General features: G+C 69.3%; 20 protein-coding genes. 9 read left to right on the plus strand and 11 right to left on the minus strand.

The genetic code is table 11. From position 1 onward, the window contains the following. The 7 genes from ACZ6YV_RS13490 to ACZ6YV_RS13520 all read right to left on the minus strand — a co-directional run bounded on the left by ACZ6YV_RS13490 (position 1) and on the right by ACZ6YV_RS13520 (position 5,153). Positions 1–759 carry a zf-HC2 domain-containing protein gene (locus ACZ6YV_RS13490; protein ID WP_465509844.1) on the minus strand — a complete coding sequence of 253 codons (759 nt, stop codon included), beginning with the start codon at positions 757–759 and terminating at the stop codon, positions 1–3. After that, entirely contained in the window at positions 759–1,943 is a 1,185-nt protein-coding gene (locus tag ACZ6YV_RS13495) for a PP2C family protein-serine/threonine phosphatase (RefSeq protein WP_465509845.1), read from the minus strand. The genes ACZ6YV_RS13490 and ACZ6YV_RS13495 overlap by 1 nt, the downstream gene beginning before the upstream one ends. After that, on the minus strand, positions 1,940–2,938 hold the full coding sequence (locus ACZ6YV_RS13500; RefSeq protein WP_465509846.1) for an ATP-binding protein: 999 nt from the start codon (positions 2,936–2,938) through the stop codon (positions 1,940–1,942). The genes ACZ6YV_RS13495 and ACZ6YV_RS13500 overlap by 4 nt, the downstream gene beginning before the upstream one ends. Further along, on the minus strand, positions 2,935–3,360 hold the full coding sequence (locus ACZ6YV_RS13505; protein WP_465509847.1) for an ATP-binding protein: 426 nt from the start codon (positions 3,358–3,360) through the stop codon (positions 2,935–2,937). The genes ACZ6YV_RS13500 and ACZ6YV_RS13505 overlap by 4 nt, the downstream gene beginning before the upstream one ends. Further along, entirely contained in the window at positions 3,350–3,748 is a 399-nt protein-coding gene (locus ACZ6YV_RS13510) for an STAS domain-containing protein (protein WP_465509848.1), read from the minus strand. The genes ACZ6YV_RS13505 and ACZ6YV_RS13510 overlap by 11 nt, the downstream gene beginning before the upstream one ends. Further along, positions 3,745–4,614: an STAS domain-containing protein gene (locus tag ACZ6YV_RS13515; protein ID WP_465510182.1), complete on the minus strand. Its 870-nt coding sequence runs from the start codon at positions 4,612–4,614 to the stop codon at positions 3,745–3,747. Before ACZ6YV_RS13515 ends, ACZ6YV_RS13510 begins: the two co-directional genes overlap by 4 nt. 80 nt (positions 4,615–4,694) lie before the next feature. Then, entirely contained in the window at positions 4,695–5,153 is a 459-nt protein-coding gene (locus ACZ6YV_RS13520; RefSeq protein ID WP_465509849.1) for a MarR family transcriptional regulator, read from the minus strand. 134 nt (positions 5,154–5,287) lie between these two features. Here ACZ6YV_RS13520 and ACZ6YV_RS13525 point away from each other — a divergent pair, with 134 nt between their 5' ends. The 6 genes from ACZ6YV_RS13525 (at position 5,288) to ACZ6YV_RS13550 (ending at position 11,471) form a co-directional block, all read left to right on the plus strand. Beyond that, positions 5,288–6,478, plus strand: a complete 1,191-nt coding sequence (locus ACZ6YV_RS13525; protein WP_465509850.1) for a PP2C family protein-serine/threonine phosphatase — start codon at positions 5,288–5,290, stop codon at positions 6,476–6,478. Positions 6,479–6,539: 61 nt separating this feature from the next. Beyond that, positions 6,540–7,250 carry a GNAT family N-acetyltransferase gene (locus ACZ6YV_RS13530; RefSeq protein ID WP_465509851.1) on the plus strand — a complete coding sequence of 237 codons (711 nt, stop codon included), beginning with the start codon at positions 6,540–6,542 and terminating at the stop codon, positions 7,248–7,250. A 60-nt stretch (positions 7,251–7,310) separates the two neighbouring features. Next, complete coding sequence (gene tdh, locus ACZ6YV_RS13535; protein WP_465509852.1) at positions 7,311–8,342, plus strand: L-threonine 3-dehydrogenase; 1,032 nt, start codon at positions 7,311–7,313, stop codon at positions 8,340–8,342. After that, positions 8,342–9,523: a glycine C-acetyltransferase gene (locus tag ACZ6YV_RS13540; RefSeq protein ID WP_465510183.1), complete on the plus strand. Its 1,182-nt coding sequence runs from the start codon at positions 8,342–8,344 to the stop codon at positions 9,521–9,523. The genes tdh and ACZ6YV_RS13540 overlap by 1 nt, the downstream gene beginning before the upstream one ends. Further along, positions 9,520–10,434 (plus strand): LysR family transcriptional regulator, encoded by a 915-nt coding sequence (locus ACZ6YV_RS13545; protein WP_465509853.1) that lies wholly within the window; start codon positions 9,520–9,522, stop codon positions 10,432–10,434. Before ACZ6YV_RS13540 ends, ACZ6YV_RS13545 begins: the two co-directional genes overlap by 4 nt. 38 nt (positions 10,435–10,472) lie before the next feature. Beyond that, positions 10,473–11,471 (plus strand): TerC/Alx family metal homeostasis membrane protein, encoded by a 999-nt coding sequence (locus ACZ6YV_RS13550; protein WP_465509854.1) that lies wholly within the window; start codon positions 10,473–10,475, stop codon positions 11,469–11,471. On the opposite strand, the gene ACZ6YV_RS13555 is transcribed toward ACZ6YV_RS13550, so the two are convergent. After that, complete coding sequence (locus ACZ6YV_RS13555) at positions 11,468–12,031, minus strand: TetR/AcrR family transcriptional regulator (RefSeq protein ID WP_465509855.1); 564 nt, start codon at positions 12,029–12,031, stop codon at positions 11,468–11,470. The genes ACZ6YV_RS13550 and ACZ6YV_RS13555 overlap by 4 nt on opposite strands. Positions 12,032–12,112: 81 nt before the next feature. Here ACZ6YV_RS13555 and ACZ6YV_RS13560 point away from each other — a divergent pair, with 81 nt between their 5' ends. Together ACZ6YV_RS13560 and ACZ6YV_RS13565 are read left to right on the plus strand one after the other, a co-directional pair. Beyond that, on the plus strand, positions 12,113–13,171 hold the full coding sequence (locus tag ACZ6YV_RS13560) for an FAD-dependent oxidoreductase (RefSeq protein ID WP_465509856.1): 1,059 nt from the start codon (positions 12,113–12,115) through the stop codon (positions 13,169–13,171). Positions 13,172–13,239: 68 nt separating this feature from the next. Beyond that, positions 13,240–14,463 carry an HNH endonuclease signature motif containing protein gene (locus ACZ6YV_RS13565; protein ID WP_465510184.1) on the plus strand — a complete coding sequence of 408 codons (1,224 nt, stop codon included), beginning with the start codon at positions 13,240–13,242 and terminating at the stop codon, positions 14,461–14,463. A 582-nt stretch (positions 14,464–15,045) separates the two neighbouring features. Here the strand turns inward: ACZ6YV_RS13565 and ACZ6YV_RS13570 are convergent. From ACZ6YV_RS13570 to ACZ6YV_RS13580, 3 genes are all read right to left on the minus strand, one after another. Beyond that, positions 15,046–16,395 (minus strand): MFS transporter, encoded by a 1,350-nt coding sequence (locus ACZ6YV_RS13570; protein ID WP_465509857.1) that lies wholly within the window; start codon positions 16,393–16,395, stop codon positions 15,046–15,048. Positions 16,396–16,467: 72 nt separating this feature from the next. After that, positions 16,468–17,250 (minus strand): alpha/beta fold hydrolase, encoded by a 783-nt coding sequence (locus tag ACZ6YV_RS13575; protein WP_465509858.1) that lies wholly within the window; start codon positions 17,248–17,250, stop codon positions 16,468–16,470. Further along, a complete protein-coding gene (locus ACZ6YV_RS13580; protein ID WP_465510185.1) occupies positions 17,247–18,194 on the minus strand; it encodes a LysR family transcriptional regulator in 948 nt (315 codons plus the stop codon). The genes ACZ6YV_RS13575 and ACZ6YV_RS13580 overlap by 4 nt, the downstream gene beginning before the upstream one ends. A gap of 87 nt (positions 18,195–18,281) precedes the next feature. Between ACZ6YV_RS13580 and ACZ6YV_RS13585 the strand changes: the two genes are divergently transcribed. After that, complete coding sequence (locus ACZ6YV_RS13585; RefSeq protein ID WP_465509859.1) at positions 18,282–19,430, plus strand: acyl-CoA dehydrogenase family protein; 1,149 nt, start codon at positions 18,282–18,284, stop codon at positions 19,428–19,430. Positions 19,431–19,439 lie beyond the last annotated feature (9 nt).

Below are 19,439 nucleotides of genomic sequence, written 5' to 3' on the forward strand. Positions count from 1 at the left end.
TCAGGCGGGGATGGCGCGGACGCCCGGCGGCATCTCGCGGTTGACCTCGTCGAGCCGGCCGGCGACGGTCCGGCAGGGTTCGCAGTCCGCCAGATGCGCGGCGATCAGGTCCGCCCGGCGGCCCGGCACCCCGCCGCGGAGCCAGGCGCCCATCCGGCGCCGGGCTTCCTGGCAGCACGGCGTTCCCGTTGGGGGGACCTGCGCCTGAAGGAAGGCCTGGCGCAGTCCTTCGCGGGCCCGCAAGGCCAGGACCGAGGCGCCGTTGGGGGACACCCCCAGCAGCGGGGCGACCACTTTCGGCGAATCGCCTTCGGCCTCTGTCCGCCACAGCACGGTCCGCCAGCGGCCGGGGAGCGCGCAATAGGCGGTCCACGCCAGCCGGGCGTTCGAGCGGAGGATCAAGAGTTCTTCCGCGCCCGCGGCCCCGGCGGCCACCTCGATCGCCGGGGTCGTGCCGTACAACTCGACCCGTTTGTGGTGGTGGCTCCATTTGGCCACGAGGTTCCGCATGGTGACCGCGAGATAGGGACGGAGGTTCTCCCGGGGGCCGCCCCCGGATCGGATCACGCTCAGCACGCGCACGAAGGCCTCGGCCACGAGGTCGTCCCGTTCGGCGGGTTCGGCGACCCAGCCCGCCGCGATCCGGCGGAGCGGTTCGGCGTGCCGCCGGAACAGCGCTTCGCCGGCGGCGATGTCACCGGCGCGGAAGGCGTCGAGCAGCGCGGCGTCCGCTGGGTCCGGCTCGGCGTCTTCCCTCATCACGGGTCACCGTAACCCGGACGGTGCCGGATCGCGATGACCACGGTGTCGTCGGCGTGCAGGACGATGTCGAGCATCTCGGTGGCCAGGACGTCCGGGATGTCCGCGGTCGGCCGTCCGGCGTTGCGTCGCGCGGCCGCCAGCAGTCGTTCTTCTCCTTCCTGGAAGTCTTTGCGGCTTTCGACGAGCCCGTCGGTGTAGAGGACGACCAGGTCGCCGTCGGCGAGGGTGCGGTGGATGAGGCTTTTGCTGCCAGGGTCCGGGAAACCGACGCCCCGGCCCGACGTCGGGGCGGCGAGCAGTTCGGTGACACCGGCCGAAGTGACCAGTACCGGACGCGGATGGCTGCCGTTGGCGAAGGTGACTTCGCCGGTCGCCGGATCCAGCCGGGCCAGCAGCACCGTCGCCATCAGATCGGGCTCGATCGTCGCGAGCGCGCGGGCGGTGCGGCCGATCAGGTCGCGGAACGGATGGCCCTCCAGCGCCAGGGTGCGGATGGCGTGGGTGACGGTCAGGGCGTGCCGGGTGGAGGTGACGCCGTGCCCGACAGCGTCGACGAGGGTGATGTGGACGCATCCGTCGGGCAGCACGAACCAGTCGTAGAGATCCCCGCCGGTCGGGGAATCCTGCTGGCTCGGCGCGTAGTGCACGGCCAGTTCGAACGGCCCGGCGGGCGGTGGCGGCGGGCGCAGCGCGTCTTCCAGCTCGCGGAAGATCACCGCGTGCGCCTTCCGGAGCTGCTCGTCCCGTTCCTCCAGCTCGACGTACATCGCGAGCACGCCGCTGTTCGTCTCGGCCAGTTCGTGTTTGAGCTCGCGCTGGTCCTTGGTGACCGCGTCCGCGCGGGCGACCAGCGCCAGCATCTCGTCCCTGGTGGCCTCTTCGTCGTCCGCCGCCACCGGGACCGCGTCGATGCCCGCGTCGAGATGCCAGGTCAGGCTCGCGCCGTCGCCCGCGGCGGGAAGCAGGGGCAGGGTGTTGCGCTGACCTTGTCCGACGGGCCGGTGCGATTCGAGCGTGACGGAAAGCCTGCCGCCGGCCGTGGCTGTCGAAAGCTCCGGCGCGGGGCCGCTTTCGGCGAGCAGGCTCACCGCGAGCACCAGCCGCGCGCGTTGTTCGGCCGGGACACCGGCGGCCGCGCACGCCTCGCGCACGCGGCGGCGCAACCGGACGGTGTCTGTCACGAAAGTCCCTTCCCCGGGCCGAAAGCGATCAACGCGGCGTCGTCGCGAAGGTCGCGGTGGCGGTGAGCCAGATCCGCGGCGAAGAGCGCCGTGGCCGGAAGCGGCCCGAGCGCGGCCGGACCGCGCCAGGCGGTGCCGATGCCGTCGGTGTGCAGGACGAGAAGTTCGTGGCCGGTCAAGGGAAGCGTCCGTACCCGGACCGGCGGCAGGGTGAAGCCGACGACACCCGGGACGCTCAGCAACGGCCGCGTCTGCCCCGGCGTCAGCACGAGACCGCTGATGTTGCCGACACCGCAGAACTCGAGCTCGCCTTCGGAAAGCCGGGCGAGCGCGACCGCCGCGCCGCGGGTCTGCCGCAGCGTCCGGTGCATGGCGTTCAGGTGCTCGGGCAGCGGCCGGTCCGGATCGCGGCGGAACACGCCGATCGCGGCTTCCGCGGCGTCGCTCGCTTCGGGGCCGTGGCCGAGCCCGTCGACGAGGATCGCCGTCCGGACACCGGGCATCGCCGAGACCGCCAACGCGTCGCCGCACCGCTCTTCGCCTTCTCGGGGGAGCCGGACGTGTGCGAGATCGACGCCCTGGTGCCCGGGCGCGAGGATCCTGGCGGCGGCGACGGTGCCGATGCCCGCCTCGGACCGGATACGGAACTCGGTCGCGAGCCTGCCGACGGCGCCGAGGCCGGTGCCGAGTGTTTCCGTGGTCGTGTTGCCGTCGACGCGCCAGTGCGCCAGATCGGCCATCCCCGGGCCGGTGTCCACGGCGTGGATCTCCACCCCCGGACCGGCCAGCGAGCGCTGGACGAAGACCGCGCCGCCGCCGGCGTGCTTGTCGAGATTGCTTGCCAGCTCCGAGGTGACGACGGCGGTGCGTTCGGCGAGGACTTCGGAAAGACCCGCTTCGGCCGCGACCTCGCGAGCGGCCCGTGTCGCGGCGTAGACCGCGCTGATGTGATCGATGTGGATCAGGCGGGTGAGCGCCGCGTCGGCGACGGTCATGGCTTCCAGCGGACGACGGTGACCGTGGTGCCCTTGCCGGGCGCGGTGTCGATGGTGAACTCGTCGACCAGCCGCCGGGTGCCGCCGAGGCCGTGCCCGAGCCCGGCGCCGGTGCTGAACCCGTCGGTCATGGCCTGCTCGACGTCCCCGATGCCGGGGCCTTCGTCGCGGACGGACAGGGCGATCCCCACCCGCCCCCGCAGGTCCCGCGCCACGGCGATGGTCATCGTGCCTCCTCCGCCGTGGATGTAGGCGTTGCGCACGAGTTCGCTGGCGGCGGTCACGATCTTCGTCTGGTCGACGATCGAGAAGCCGGCCGCGACCGCGTCGGCCCGGACCGCGTGCCGGGCGGTGAGCAGATCCTCTTCGGCGCGCACGGCGTGCTCGCGCGCTTCGGGGGCGGTTAGCTCGTCAGGAAGCACGAGGCGCCTCTCCGGCGACCTCGGCGGGACGTCTCCATCCCAGGAGTTCCATGGCTTGTTCCGCGTTGAGCGCGGTCTGGACGCCGGTGAGCCGCAAACCCAGTTCGGACAGCGTGATCGCGACGGCGGGGCGCATCCCGGCGACGATCATCCTGGCGCCGAGCAGCCGTCCGGTGGCGGCCAGTTCCATCAGCACCCGTGCGACGAACGAGTCGATGATCTCCAGCCGGGAGACGTCGAGGATGACCCCGCGGATCCCCTCGTCGGAGAGCCGGGCGGTGAGTTCGTCGGTGAGCTGGAGCGCGGTCGTGTCGTCGAGGTCGCTCAACAGCCCACTGATCAGGATGTCCCCGAGCCGCAGGATCGGCAGGCCCGCGCGCGCGGTCACCCGGTCACCGCGCCGGGCCGGGTGTGGTCGTCGATCAGCCGCATCGCCGTGGCCAGCGCGTCGGCGAGCGAACCGCGGGTTTCGATATGCGACAGGTCGATGCCGAGTTGGGTGACGGTCTGCGCGATCGACGGCCGGATCCCGCTGATCAGGCATTCCGCGCCCATCAGCCGGACCGCGCTGACGGTCTGCAGGAGGTGCTGCGCCACCGCTGTGTCCACTGTGGACACGCCGGTGATGTCGATGATCGCCACCCTGGCCTCGTGGGCCTGGATCGCCTCCAGGAGGCTGGTCATCACCACCTGCGTGCGGGCGCTGTCGAGAGTGCCGATCAGGGGCACCCCCAGTACCTGGCGCCACAGCCGCACCACCGGGGTGGACAGTTCCAGCATCTGCTGGTGCTGCCGCCGGATGATCTCTTCCCGGCCTTCGACGTACACCGAGAACGTGAGCAGGCTCGCGGCGTCGAGGAACCGGTTGACCTGAAGCGAAGCCTGGTAGCGGACGTCGGGGTCTTCGGTGTGGATTTCGAGGGCGGCCAGCGTGGTGCGCTTCAGCGAGAAGATCGCCATGGCGGTGGAGGTCGGCGCGGCACCGGCGCGGGCCCGTCGCTCGGACAGGCCCCGCAGCGCGGCGCGGACGGCTTCGTCGCGGTCGACGATCCGTTCCAGGCGCAGTTCGGTGCCGAGCGCTCCGCGGAGCGCGCCGAGCAGTTCCTTGGCCTCGCGCCGCAGTTCCTGCTCGCCGGTCCAGGCGGGCGAATCGGTCAGCTGACGGCGGACCCAGTCCTCGACCAGGTCTTCCTGACCGGCGTCGAAGATCCGCGACAGCAGGTCCCGGACGGCGGTGTCGTCGGTCCCCAGCACCCACACCTCCAGGGTGTTCAACAATTGTCATATGACAACAGTGACCCTACTCCAGTGACGGCGAGCGCACCCTCTGGGCGTCAGAACTCCGCCGCGGCCTCGCGGAACTCGCGGAGTCCGGCGGCGAGCGCCGTCCTGGCCTCCGGGGTGAGCTTCCCCAGCACCGAGTCCAGGCTTTCGCGGCGGCGTGCCCGCAGGTCACGCAGGTAGGCGCGGCCCCGGTCGCTGAGCCGCAAGGTGACCTCGCGACGGCTTTGCGTGCCGGGCAGCCTGTCGACGAACCCGACGGCTTCCAGCCTGTCGCACAGGCGGCTCACCAGCGGCGGGGTCGAGCCGAGCAGCTCGGCGAGCGCGCGCAGGTTCAAGCCGTCGTGGTGGTCGAGTGCCACGACGGCGCGTACTTGGGACGTCGACAGCGGACGCGGTGACGCCTCGCGAGCGCGTTCGAACATGATCTCGAGCAGCTCCGCCGTCTCGGTCACCGCCGCCGCCACCGTTTCGGTACCGGGCGGCTCCGAGGACCGATTCACGACACCCACTCTCGCATCCTTATGCTGAACTTGTCAGCTCAGCTCGTCGCGGTAGGCCCAACGGCGGGTCCGCCTGCGCGATGCGGACTGCTTCGCCGGTGTCCGAGTGCGACCCCGGTTTCCCGGCGTGCGGAGGCGACGAAGTGGACAAGTCCCTGGCTGTCGAGCGGATTCTGAGAGACGTCCAGCCACATTATTTGCTCGACGGCCTGCGTTCGGCGCTCAAGGAGCATTTCGGCGCCGTGGCCGTCGACCTGCTGATGGCCGACTACAGCCTCGCCGAACTGCGGCGGGTGACCGTGCTGCCCTACACCACCGATCCTGTTCCGGTGGCGGACACGGCGGCGGGCGAAGCCTTCACCACGCAGTGCGCGACGTTCGAGACCGTCGAGGACGGCATCCGTGCCCACCTCCCGGTCTCCGTGCGCGGAGACCGGCTCGGCATCCTCGTCGTCACGCTCCCCGAAGAGCAGGAACCGCCCGTCTGGGCCGAACTCGGCCGGTTCGCCGAGGCGCTCGCGCACGAGGTCTTCGTCGCCGACCGCGACACCGACCTCTACGTGCAGGCGCGCCGGTCGTCCCGGCTCACCCTCGCCGCCGAGATGCAGTGGCAGCTGCTTCCCGGTCGCGCGTGCGCCCGTCCGGAATTCGCCCTCGGCGGGCAGCTCGAACCCGCGTACGCCATCTACGGCGACTGCTTCGACTGGTCGGCCTCGGCGCGCAAGCTGTCGGTCACGCTGGTCAACGGCATGGGGGACGGCGCGAGCGCGGCGCTGCTGACCAACCTCGCCGTCAACGCGCTCCGCAACGCCCGGCGGGCCGGGATCCCGCTCGACGCCCAGGCCGAACTGGCCGATCAGGCCCTCTACGCCCAGTACCGTGGCCAAGAACACGTCGCGACCCTTCTGCTGGAGTTCGACCTCGCGACCGGCGCGATCGACGCCGTCGACGCCGGATCGCCCCGTCTGTGGCGGTTTCGCGACGGCAAGACCGAGCGGGTCGCCTTCGACGAGCAACTGCCGCTCGGCACCTTCGAAGACACCTCGTACACCGTCGAACGCCTGCAGGCGCTGCCCGGCGACCGCTTCGTGTTCGTCAGCGACGGCGTCTACGACGTGGCCGGCCCGCACGGCGAGCTCTACGGGGACCGTGAACTGGCCGAGGCCGTCATCGCGACCGCGGACCTGGCCGCGGCCCACGTGCCGAGGGCGGTTCTCGCCGAGCTGGGCGAGCACCGAGGCGGCGGGCCTGCCGCCGACGACGCGATGGTCGTCTGCCTCGACTGGTTCGGGCCGAACCCCGGCGGGGACTTCGCGGTGACCGCCGGATCCTGACCGGCCGTGCCCAGGATGCGGGAGCGGGAATGAAAGCCCGCCCGCCGGTGTCGCAGCCGTCATGGTCACTCCTCTCGACGATCCGGTCTGGGCATCACTGACCGGTCCGCACGCCCGCTTCGCCGAACGCTCGGGCCAGGTCCTGCGCTATCAGGTCGACGTCGCTCCCTTCTTCGCCCTGCCGCCCGAGCCGGACGACGGTGTCTGGGCCGACGTCGCCGCACTGGCGAGCCCGGGCGAGACGGTCACCGTCCACAACGACCTGCCCGTCCCGGCGGACTGGGAAGTCCTCGACAGGATCGCCGGTGTCCGGCTGGTCGACGTCGCGCTCGAAGCCGCCGAAGACCCCGAAGCCGTCCGGCTGGGGCCGGACGACGTCCCGGAGATGCTGGACCTCGTCGAGCGGACCAAACCCGGGCCGTTCCGGAAGCGGACCGTCGAGCTGGGGACATACCTGGGAATCCGGCGTGGCGGCGCCCTGATCGCGATGGCCGGGGAGCGGCTGCACCCGCCCGGCTGGACCGAGATCAGCGCCGTCTGCACCGACCCCGCGTATCGCGGTCAAGGCCTGGCGACCCGGCTCGTCCGCGCGGTGGCGGCGGGAATCCGGGCCCGGGGCGAGCGGCCGATGATGCACGCGGCGGCGGGGAACACCTCGGCCATCCGCCTGTATCAGTCGATCGGGTTCGAACTGGTACCGCGGCCGGACTTCGTGGTGGTCCGCGTGCCAGGGGTTCCCGCCGTTCCGGCCACTCTTGTGAAGGCACGCTAACGAGGGATTTCAGAAACTCGCGATGGACTGAACAGCGCTCCCCGCGCCAGACTTCGCGCCATGAAGGCATTGGTCAAAGCCGACCGAGCACCAGGGCTTGAACTCACCGACGTGCCGGACCCGGTCGTCGGCCCCGGCGACGTCGCGGTCCGCGTGCTGCGCGCCGGGATCTGCGGTACCGATCTGCACATCGACTCCTGGGACGACTGGGCGGCGCGCACCATCGCCGCGCCGCTGGTCATCGGGCACGAGTTCGTCGGCGAGGTGGTCGAGATCGGCCGGTCGGTGACGACGGTCAAGATCGGTGACCTGGTCAGCGGCGAAGGGCATCTGGTCTGCGGCAGCTGCCGCAACTGCAAGGCGGGGCGCCGTCACCTGTGCGCCCGGACCAAGGGCCTCGGCGTGCACACCGACGGCGCTTTCGCGCAGTACGCAGTCCTGCCCGAGATGAACGCCTGGGTGCACCGCACCAAGGTCGACCTCGACATCGCCGCGATCTTCGACCCGCTGGGCAACGCCGTGCACACCGCGCTGTCCTTCCCCGTCATCGGGGAGGACGTGCTGGTCACCGGCGCCGGCCCGATCGGCATCATGGCCGCCGCCATCGCGCGCCACGCCGGGGCACGCAACGTCGTCGTCACCGACGTCAGCGAGCACCGCCTGGAACTGGCCCGCAAGGTCGGCGTCGACCTCGCGCTGGACGTCTCCTCCTCGACCATCGCCGAAGCGCAGGAACGGCTCGGCATGGCCGAGGGCTTCGACGTCGGCATGGAGATGAGCGGACGGCCCGAGGCGCTGCGCGACATGATCTCGAACATGTCGCACGGCGGCCGCGTCGCGCTGCTCGGCCTGCCCGCCTCCGACGTGTCGGTCGACATCGCGTCCGTGGTGCTGAAGATGATCCAGATCAAGGGGATCTACGGGCGCGAGATGTTCGAGACGTGGTACTCGATGTCCGTGCTGCTGCAGGCCGGGCTGGACATCTCGCCGGTGATCACCCACCGGTTCGGCTACACCGAGTACGAGAAGGCGTTCGCGACGGCCAGGGAAGGCCGCTGCGGCAAGGTCATTCTGGATTGGACGGAGAACTGATGTACGGCGCGATGCGCGACGACCTCAAGGCCGGGCTCGCCGAGATCCGGGAAGCCGGGCTGTACAAGGGCGAGCGGGTGATCCAGGGGCCGCAACGGGCTTCGGTCAGTGTCGCCGAGGGCGACGTCCTCAACTTCTGCGCCAACAACTACCTCGGCCTCGCCGACCACCCCACGCTGGTCAAGGCCGCGCAGGAGGCGCTGGACCGCTGGGGCTTCGGCATGGCGTCGGTGCGGTTCATCTGCGGGACGCAGCAGCCGCACAAGGAACTCGAGGCGAAGCTCTCGGGGTTTCTCGGCACCGAGGACACGATCCTCTACAGCTCGTGTTTCGACGCCAATGCCGGGCTCTTCGAGACGTTGCTGACCGACCAGGACGTCATCATCTCCGACGAGCTCAACCACGCGTCGATCATCGACGGTGTCCGGCTGTGCAAGGCGAAGCGGATGCGTTACCGCAACCGCGACGTCGCGGATCTGGAAGCCCGGCTCAAGGAGGCTTCCGGTGCGCGGTACCGGATGATCGCCACCGACGGCGTGTTCTCCATGGACGGCTACCTCGCGCCGCTCGACGAGATCTGCGAGCTGGCCGAGCGCTACGACGCGCTGGTGATGGTGGACGACTCGCACGCCGTCGGCTTCACCGGCCCGACCGGGCGCGGCACGCCGGAGCTGTTCGGCGTGCAGGACAAGGTCGACGTCCTCACCGGCACCCTCGGCAAGGCGCTCGGCGGGGCGAGCGGCGGCTATACCTCGGGCCGCGCGGAGATCGTCGAGATGCTGCGGCAGCGTTCGCGGCCGTACCTGTTCTCGAACTCGCTCGCGCCGTCGATCACCGCGGCCGCGCTCGCCACACTGGAACTGCTGGACTCCTCGGGTGAGCTGCTGACCAAGCTGCGGGCGAACACCGAGCTGTTCAGGCGCCGGATGACCGAGGCGGGTTTCGACCTGCTCCCGGGTGAGCACCCCATCATCCCGGTGATGATCGGCGACGCCGCCAAGGCGGGCAAGATGGCGGATCTGCTGCTCGACCAGGGCATCTACGTGGTCGGCTTCTCGTACCCGGTGGTGCCGCACGGCAAGGCCCGGATCCGGACCCAGATGTCGGCCGCGCATTCGACGGACGACGTGAACCGTGCGGTGGACGCGTTCGTGACGGCAAGGTCCATGATGGGTGAATGATCGATCCGCGACGGCTGCGGGTACTGCGCGCACTCGCCGACCACGGCACCGTGACGGCGGCGGGCCAGGCGCTGCACCTGACGCCGTCCGCGGTCTCCCAGCAGCTGGCCGCCCTCGAAGCCGAGTGCGGCCAGCAGCTGCTCCGCCGATGGGGCCGCCGGGTTTCGCTGACCCCCGCCGGTGAGCTGATGGTGGTGCACGCCAACGCCGTCGCCGCCGAACTGGAACGGGCGCGGGCCACGCTGGCCGCGCTCGATTCCGGGCTGCGGGGGATGGTGCGGCTGGCGAGCTTCGCCTCCGCGATCACGATGGTCGTCGCGCCGGCCATCGCCTCCCTGCGCGCCGGTTCGCCCGGGGTCTCCATCCAGGTGCAGGACGTCGAGGGGCACGCGAGCATCCCGCTGCTGCTCGACGGCGAGGTCGACCTGGCGATCACCGAGGAGTACCGGCTCTCGCCACGAACGGATGAAAGCAGGCTCACCCGGTTCCCGTTGTACGTGGAGCCGTTCGACGTCGTGCTGCCCACCGCGCACCGGCTCGCGGAAGCGTCCGAAGTGGACATCGACGAACTCGCCGACGACGACTGGATCGCCCCGAAACCCGGGAATCCCTGCCGTGACGTGCTGATGATCGCTTGCGCCAACCCGGAGATCCGGCACGTCTCCGACGACTTCCACGCGATCACCACCCTGGTCGCCGCGGGTGAGGGCGTGGCTTTGGTGCCGCGCAACGCTTTCACCGGCGTTCCCGGCGCCGTCGCCGTCCCGTTGCGCGGCGAACCGCCGCTGCGCCGCGTGTTCGCCGCCGTCCGGCGGGGGAGCGCGGATCATCCTCTGCTCAAGACCGTGCTCGCCGCGCTACTGGACGCGGCGCCGGGTCATGCGAATGCGGACCGGGGGAGTCGCACTTAGGATCTGGGCACCTCCGCCGAACGAAAGACAGGGTCCGGATGCTCCAGATCGATGGCCTCACCTGGACTCTGACGATCGGGTTGGTGCTCGGGCTCCTGGCACTCGACCTCATCCTCGCGGCCGTGCGGCCGCACAAGGTCGGTTTCGGCGAAGCGGTGGCCTGGTCCATCGGCTACATCCTGGTCGCCGTGGCGTTCGGTGTCTGGCTGACGCTGGCGCACGGCGGCGACTTCGGGCAGCAGTACTTCGCGGGTTACATCGTGGAGAAGAGCCTGTCCGTCGACAACCTCTTCGTCTTCGTGATCATCATGAGCACCTTCGCGGTGCCCGAAGAACATCAGCACAAGGTACTCACGTTCGGCATCGTCGTCGCGCTGATCATGCGCGGGATCTTCATCGCGCTCGGCGCCACCCTGCTTTCGCTGTTCTCCTTCATGTTCCTGCTGTTCGGGTTGCTGCTGATCTACACCGGGGTCCAACTGTTCCGGCACCGGGACGAGGATCCGGACGTCGAAAACAACGTCGTGGTGCGGACCGCGCGCCGCCTGCTGCCGCTGTCCACCGAGTACGACGGCGGGAAGCTGTTCACCCGGCTCGAAGGGAAGCGGGTGGGCACGCCGCTGGTGGTGGTGCTGCTCGCGATCGGCGGGATCGACCTGCTGTTCGCGCTGGACTCGATCCCCGCGGTCTTCGGCGTCACCGACGAGCCGTACTTGGTTTTCGCCGCCAACGCCTTCGCCCTGCTGGGCCTGCGCGCGCTGTACTTCCTGGTGAAGGGCCTGCTCGATCGCCTGGTGTACCTGTCGGCCGGGCTCGCGGTGATCCTCGGGTTCATCGGGATCAAGCTGATCCTGCACTGGGCCCACGTGGACATCAGCGAGAGCGTTCCGGAGATCTCGACGCCGGTCAGTCTCGCGGTGATCATCGGCATTCTCGTCGTGGTGACGGTGGCGAGCCTGCTCAAGACCCGCAACGATCCGGCCGCCAAGGCACATCCGGGCTCGCTGCGCGGCTCCCGTCCGTCCGAAGAGGACTAGCGCCAGCCGTGGGCGAGGAGGTCGAAGATCTCCTCGACGGCCTTCCTGGGGTCTTCCTTGCCGCGAGTGAGCGCGGGGATGTCCAGGACGAACCGCGCCAGCGCACGGGAAGCGGTGTCGCCTGGATCGACGCAGGCGTCTTCGGCGATGGCGGCGCCGAGGGCCGCGGCGTGCCGGGTCCACATGCGCTCGCCGTACTCCTGGAGCGCGGGAGTGCCGCTCACCAGCGCGGTGAACTCGGGGTACTGGGGATGGGCCGTGAGCGGGAGCCACGTGGCGAGCACGTACTGACGTAGCGCCTCGACGACGCTCTGGCCTGCTTCGCGCTCCCGTACGGTGGCGATCAGGTTCGCTTCGCGGTCCTGGGACTCGTCGAAGACCAGCGCTTCCTTGCCGGGGAAGTGCTTGAACAGCGTCGTCGTCGACACGTCGGCCGCCTCGGCGATGTCGCGGATGCTCACCTGGTCGTAGCCCCGCTCCAGGAACAACTTCAAGGCGGCGTCCGCCAGCGCCTGGCGAGTGGCCGCCTTCTTGCGTTCACGCCGTCCCGGTGTCTCCATGAGCGCACTCTACCCCATGAGTTGCCACAGTCACTAAGTTGACTCATTGCACTTTTCAACTCGTTCTGCTTTTCTGGAGACATGACGATCAGCATCATCGGAGCGGGCCCCGGCGGCCTGACCTGCGCCCGCATCCTGCAGAAGCACGGCGTCCCCGTGACGGTCTACGACCGCGACCCGCATCCCCAGGCCCGTAACCAGGGCGGCACCCTCGACCTGCACGCGGAGGACGGGCAACTGGCCCTGCGCGAAGCCGGCCTGCTCGACGAGTTCTTCGCGCTCTGCCGCCCGGAGGGGCAGGAGATGCGGAAGCTGGACCCCGCGGGCACGCTTTTGGAACACCACGTCCCGTCCGAAGGGGAGCTGTTCAAACCGGAAATCGACCGAGGCCAGCTCCGCGGTCTGCTGCTGGACTCGCTTGAGCCGGGCACCGTGCGGTGGGGTTCCGTTCTGGAGAGTGTCGAGCTTCCGGGTCGCCTGCGGTTCACCGACGGGACGACCGTCGAGACGGATCTGGTCATCGGCGCAGACGGCGCGTGGTCACGGGTGCGCCCGGCGGTGTCGGCGGCGGTGCCCGAATACGCCGGGGTCACCTTCCTGGAGGCCTGGTTCGACGACGTCGAGAACGCGCACCCCGAACTCGCCGCGCTCATCGGCCAGGGCGGCGCGATGGCGGCCGACGGCGACCGCTGCCTGTTCGCCCAGCGCAACAGCGGCGACCACATCCGGGTCTACATCATCCAGCGCCTGCCCGCGGACTGGGTCGGGTCTCGTGACACCTCGGAGATCCGTAGTCGGCTGCTCGACGCGTTTTCCGGCTGGTCGCCTTCGATGTTACGGATGATCACCGACAACGACGGGCCCTATGTGGACCGTCCGCTGTTCGTCCTGCCGGTTCCGCACACGTGGGAGCACACGCCGTCGGTGACCTTGCTCGGCGATGCCGCCCACCTGATGCCGCCGCTCGGCGTCGGTGTCAATCTGGCCATGCTCGACGCTTGCGAGCTCGCTCTCGCACTGGCCGGTTCTGTGAGTGTCGGTGAAGCTGTTGCGGCTTATGAGAAAACCATGCTTCCCCGGTCGGAAAAGTACGCGCGGCAGCTGGAAAACGGTGCTGAGGGTTTGCTCGAACTGGATTGACCGTTGCCGGAAATCGGCGACCTTCTTCAAGGCCGAAATTGTCGGTGGGGCGTTGTACGGTTCTGCACGTGGACACAAACACAGCCTTTTCGGCCTCCCTCAAGGAAAACATTGATGCTCGCGCGCTCGATGACGAGGCGTGCGTGGCACTGGCGCAGGCGGCGTCGGCGGATATCGCACGGTTGGAGGCGATCCGGTTCCGTGCGATCGCGCAGCTGTCTCGTCATCGCGATGGCGCCTCCAGTGTGGTGCAGGAGGTGGCGTTCGCGTTGTCTGTTGTGGACGGTCATGCCGCGGCGCTGGTGTCCACGGCGGAGGCGTTGACCACCCGCCTTCCTCGGACGCTGGGGTTGATGGACCGGGGGTTGGTGAGTGGCGCGGGGGCGGCGAAGGTCGCCGCGGCGACCGCGTGGCTCTCGGACGAGAACGCCCGCGCCGTGGATGCGTTGCTGGAGGATCGGTTGGAGGGGAGGAACACCGAGCAGATCCGGAAAGCGGCGAGTCACGCGGCGGGGATCGTGGACAAGGAAGGGGCGGCGCGGCGTACCGAACACCATCGCCAGGGCCGCCGTCTGACGGTGCGCCACGGCGAGCCCGGGGTGGCGTCGATCGAGGTCGAGGACGGTCCGGTGGAGAAGGTGGCCGCCGCGTACACCCGCATCGACCGGGAGGCACGGGCGCTCCGGGCCGGTGGTGAGACCCGCACCCTCGAGCAACTCCGCGCCGATGTCGCGCTCGACCTCCTCCTCGGTGGTCAGGGCGGGAAGGCGGAACGGCCGGAGGTGTTCCTGTACATGGACCTGACTACCTATCTCGGGTTGAACGAGGATCCGGCGGAGCTGGCCGGGCATGGTCATATTCCGGCCGCATTGGCCCGTGAGATCGCCACCGGGGCGGGTACGGTGCTGCGGCGGATCATCACCGACCCGTTGTCCGGGCAGGTGCTTGATCTGGGGCGGGAGCGGTATCGGCCTACTGCTGGGTTGGGTGAGTTTGTGCGGGTGCGGGACCGGGAGTGCCGAAGACCCGGCTGTCACCGTGTCGCCCAGGCCTGCGATCTCGATCATGCGGTGCCGTGGCAGCACGGCGGGCATACCGACGCCGCCGATCTTGTCGATCTCTGCCGCCGCGACCATCGCCTCAAAGACGAACCCGGCTGGATCTATCACCTCGACCCCGACGGCACCCTCACCATCACCACCCCGACCGGGCAGCGCTACGACAGCGAACCACCGCCCCTGCACGAGCCTCGCCCGGCAGCGTCTCCGGACGACGTGCCGCCACCGTTCTGAGCCGTTGCCGGAAATCGGCTACGGGAACGCTGGTTCGACACCACTCCGATTGCCGTGCTCGCGGTGCTGCGCCTCTTCGTCGCGAAGCCGTTGCCGAAAAACGACCATGCTGCCTCCGCTAGTAGCCGTGTCGATGAACTGCCGGTGTTGTGGGCTGTTGTCGGAAATCGGCTACGGGAGTGTTGTCAGACGGGACTCTGGTCGCCGTGCCCATGGCGCGGCGTCGCTCTTGTTGTGAAGCCGTTGCCGAAATTCGACCACGACCACGCTGCCTCCGCCAGCAGCCGTGGCGACGAACTGCCGCTGTTGCCGGAAATCGGCCACGGCAGCACTGGTCCGACACGACCCGATAACTCTTGGGCCAAAGGCAGATGTGGCATGTAGCGAAAGCCACTTTCGCGACATGCCCAGCCATGCGTCACCGTGGTGCCCCGAATGTGGCGTTGGGGATGCTGGATGTCCCCAACGCCACATTGGAGACAGCATTCCTGCCAGGACCTTTCGGCCAATACATCCACGGTGCAGCGCCGTTCGTCACGAAGCCGTTGCCGAAAAACGACCACAGCCCACCCCTCAACAACCTCACCCGGCAACAGAGTCCCGAGCAGGCAAAGCCGAGACCTCCAAAGCGGACTCCCGCGAAGGTTCCCGCACCACCAAAGTCGCCACGAACGTCAGCGCGATACAACCTGTCACCCACCAGAAGAACACGCTCTCGTGCCCAGCCTGCTTGAGCGCCAAGGCGATCGGCTCCGAGAGTCCGCCGAAGACGGCGGTCGCCAGGGCGTGCGGGAGGCCGACGCCGAGGGCGCGGACGTTGGTGGGGAACATTTCCGCTTTGATGATCGCCGAAAGAGCCGTGTAGCCGCTGAGGAACACCAGCGCCGTGATCATGAGCAGGAAGGCGATCCACGGGTTCCCGGTCTTGCCCACCAAGGTCATGATCGGCACGGTCAGCAGCATTCCGCCGATGGAGAAGGCGAACATGACCGGGCGGCGGCCCCAGCGGTCGGAGAGGGCGCCGGCGACGGGTTGCATGAAGATGAACAGGAACAGGGCGGCGAAACCGATGAGCGAAGCGGTCGGTTTGGGGATTCCCGCCGTGTTCACCATGTACTTCTGGAGGTAGCTGGTGAAGGTGTAGAACGCCACCGTCCCGCCGATGGCGAGACCGAGGACGGCGAGGACCTGGCGGCGGTGCGAGCGCAGCAGGACCCGCAGGCCGCCGCGGGCAGGCGAACCGGCGGCCAGAGAGCGTCGGAAGTGTTCCGACTCCATCATGCTGCGGCGGAGGTACATCACCACGAGTCCGGCGGCCGCGCCGAGCACGAACGGGATCCGCCAGCCCCAGGCGTACATCTGCGCTTCGGTCAGCAGCGACTGCATCACGATCATCACCAGCAGGGCCGCGAGCTGGCCGACGGTGATCGAGACGTACTGGAAGCTCGAGTAGAAGCCGCGTCGCCCCGGAGTGGCGATCTCGGACAGGTACGTCGCGCTCGAACCGAACTCGCCGCAGACAGAGAGGCCTTGCGCGAGCCTGGCGACGACGAGGATCACGGGTGCGAGGATGCCGATCGACGCGTAGCCGGGCGTGATGGCGATGGTCAGCGAACCGAAACTCATCAACGTCACGGACAGCGTCAGCGCCGCCCGCCGGCCGAATTTGTCCGCGTAGAGGCCCAGGAGCCAGCCGCCGAGCGGGCGCATCAGGAAGCCGACCGCGAACACGACGGCCGTGGACAGCAGCTGGGCCGTCTGGTTTCCCTGGGGGAAGAAACTCGCCGCGAAGTAGATGCTGAACGAGGCGTAGACGAACCAGTCGTACCACTCGACCAGGTTGCCGAGGCAGCCGCGGACCACGTTCGCCACGACGCCGGGTTTCTTGTGCGGCAAGGGAAGCTCCTTCGCTCCGGGATTGCCGACCATCATGAGCTGTGATCCCTGCGGTTGAGAAAGAGAAATCCGCGATGGGTACATGTCCGGTCGGCATGGAGCGGGGAGCTAGTCCAGGAAGTCGCTCACCAGGTCACTCGCCTCGGGGCGGCACTCGTCGAAGTAGGCGTGCCGCGCACCGGCGAAGAGGTGCATGCGCGCGTCCGGGATCCGCTCCGTCAGCAGGGGCGCGTTCGCCGGCGGCGCCAGCAGATCGTCGTCGCCGTGGAGGACCAGGGTGGGGGCGGTGATCGTCGGAAGTGCGTCCCAGGCGTCGTGGGTGTTGCTCGCGACGAGGTGCCCCCGGACAGCGTGTGGCGGCATGCCGTGCGCCCCCAGCACTCGGTATGGCCCGGGATTCAGCGAACGCCAGGCGGGTGTGTACATCAGGTCTTCCAAGGTTTCCCGCGCCTGCACCGAGGACCGCCGGGCGAGTGCCAGCCGCACGTCGTTCGACCGCTCGACACCGTGCGTGCCGCCCGGCGAGGTACAGCCGAGGACGAGCCGTCGCACCCGGCCGGGATACCGCGCGGCGACCCACTGTGCGACGCGGCCGCCCATCGAAGTGCCGTAGACGTCGGCCTCGGCGATCTCGAGCTCGTCGAGGACAGCGATCACGTCCTCCGCGAAACCCGTTGTGGAATAGGGAGTGTCGGGCGCGTCGCTGGCCCCGGTGCCGCGGTAGTCCAGGGTGATCGTGCTCGGGAAGTCCCCGCGTGTGCGGTCCCACCACGTGTGGTCGTTCGCCTGCCCGGCCAGCAGCACGAGCGGCCTGTCCGTGCCGTGCCACTGGTACGCCAGCCGGGTGCCGTCCGCGGCGACGGCGTGGCCGGTGCGGGGGAGCGTGGTCATCCTTCTCCTGTTCGGTCGTCCCAGAGCCGCGCCGAGGGCCACTCGCCCTCGTGCACGGTCCGGTGGATCTGCTGGACCAGCGCCCGCGCGACGGCGTCGACGGCGGGCGTGACCCGGCCGGTCCTAGGCATGCCGAGGACGACGGTGCGCCAGACCTCCGGTTCGCTGACCGGCGCCGCGCTCAAGATGCCGTCGGCGACGTCCGCGGCGATGCCGATGCCGGGCAGGATTGTCCAGCCGTGCCCGCCGAGCACCAGGCGTTTCTGCAGCGTCATCGCGTTGGTCTGCACGGTGACGTCGGTCTCGGCGCCCGCCTCGCGGGCCGCGCCGTCGATGAGCGTGCGCAGCGCGTGCCCCTCGGATGGCATCACCAGCGGATTCGCGGCCACCTCGGCGAACGGGACGGGCCGCGCGGGATCCAGCCCGGCGGACGGGGGAGCGACCGCCCACAGCCGTTCGCGGACCAGCGGACGGACGTTGAGCGACGGCGTGCTGGTCAGGTTGTAGAGCAGGCTCAGGTCGACGTCGCCGTCGTCTATCCACCGTTGAAGATGTCCCGAGTACGCGGTGAGCAGCCGCAGTTCTATCCCCGGATGGTCGCGCAGCACGGCCGTGGTCAGCGGCGCGGCGAGCCGTTCGGCGGCGCTTTCCAGCAGGCCGACCGTGACGATCCCGGTGACCACCCCGGGTTTCGGGGCCAGTTCGGCCCGGGCCCGGTCGAGTTCGGTGAGGGCCCGCCGGGCGCGTTCGACGAGCGTCGCGCCCGCCTCGGTCGGGCGCATCCCGTGGCGGGTCCGCTCGAACAACGAAACGCCCAGCTCCTGCTCCAAGATGCGGATCTGGCGGGTGACCGCGGGCTGGACCAGGTGCAGCAGTTCGGCCGCGCGGGTCACGCTGCCGACCTCGGCGACCGTCACCAACGCCTTGAGCTGCTTGAAGTCCACCGTCGTCCCTTTCGCATCGCGGTCCGGCATGTAGCGATCACTATTCGGTATTTCACTTAAGCTGCCATCATCGCTCATGATAGTCCCATGACCGAGGAAGAGACCGCGATCGTCGCGCTCGTGGCCGAGTTCGTGGATCGCGAAGTGCGGCCCGTCGCGCAGGAGCTCGACCACACGAACACCTACCCCGAGAAGCTCATCGACCAGATGAAGGCGATGGGTGTCTTCGGGCTGGCCGTGCCCGAGCCCTGGGGCGAGACCCAGGTCTCCGCCCAGTGCTACGCGCTGGTGACCGAAGAACTCTCGCGCGGCTGGATGAGCCTCGCCGGCGCGATGGGCGGTCACAGCGTCGTCGCGAAGCTGCTCGCCACCTATGGCACGCAGGAGCAGAAGGACGCCTATCTGCCGAAGATGGCGACAGGCGAGATCCGCGCGACGATGGCGCTCACCGAACCCGGTGGCGGCTCGGACCTTCAGGCTCTCCGCACCACGGCGCGGCGCGAGGGCGACGAGTACGTCGTCAACGGCGGCAAGACGTGGATCACCAACGCGCGCCGGTCCCAGCTGGTCGCGTTGCTGTGCAAGACCGACCCCGTCGCCGAACCGGCGCACCGTGGGATCTCCATCCTGCTGGTGGAGAAAGGGCCCGGTTTCGAGGTCTCACGGGATCTGCCCAAGCTCGGTTACAAGGGCGTCGAGAGCTGCGAGCTCTCCTTCGACAACTTCCGTGCTCCGGCCACGGCGCTGCTCGGTGGCGTGGAAGGGCGCGGCTTCGCCCAGATGATGCGAGGACTGGAGATCGGCCGGATCCAGGTCGCCTGCCGGGCGCTCGGCGTCGGACGGGCCGCGCTGGAAGACTCCCTGCGCTACGCCCAGGAAAGGGAGAGTTTCGGCAAGCCGATCTGGCAGCACCAGTCGATCGGCAACTATCTTGCGGACATGGCGACCAAGCTCGAGGCCGCGCGCCAGCTGGTGCACCACGCGGCGCGGCGTTACGACTCGGGCGAGCGCGCGGACCTGGAGGCGGGGATGGCGAAACTGTTCGCCTCCGAGGCCGCGATGGAGATCGCGCTCGACGCCGTCCGGATCCACGGTGGCTACGGCTACTCGACCGAGTTCGACGTCGAGCGGTACTTCCGTGACGCGCCGCTGATGATCGTCGGTGAGGGCACCAACGAGATCCAGCGCGGCGTGATCGCGCGTCAGCTGATCGAACGGCACCGCATCCCGTCCTGAACAGCGAGG

It is taken from the genome of Amycolatopsis sp. NPDC102522 (assembly GCF_055584485.1).